Below are 217 nucleotides of genomic sequence, written 5' to 3'. Positions count from 1 at the left end.
CGCAGGTGAGCTTAACTTCCGTGTTCGGGATGGGAACGGGTGGACCCTCACCGCAATCAACACCAACTTACTTTCCTTTGAAAAGAAAAGTAAGCAAAAGAAACTTTCATCAACTTTCTTCTCCTTACCGTTCTTCTCAACGATAAGTTATTATATTCTCTTTTCATCTCACTGTCAAGACCATTTTTTAAATGGTGACCCGTACGGGAATCGAACC

Annotated in this window: 1 rRNA gene; it reads right to left on the bottom strand. The window is 41.9% G+C overall.

Going from position 1 to position 217, the window contains the following annotated elements:
• Positions 1-67: ribosomal RNA gene (rrf, locus tag H6B51_RS18695) — 5S ribosomal RNA — on the bottom strand; the annotation flags it as partial.
• Positions 68-217 lie beyond the last annotated feature (150 nt).

Source organism: Pseudoflavonifractor phocaeensis, from assembly GCF_016901955.1.
GTDB classification, from domain to species: Bacteria; Bacillota; Clostridia; order Oscillospirales; family Oscillospiraceae; genus Flavonifractor; species Flavonifractor phocaeensis_A.
This window is presented reverse-complemented; position numbering and strand designations above follow the sequence as displayed.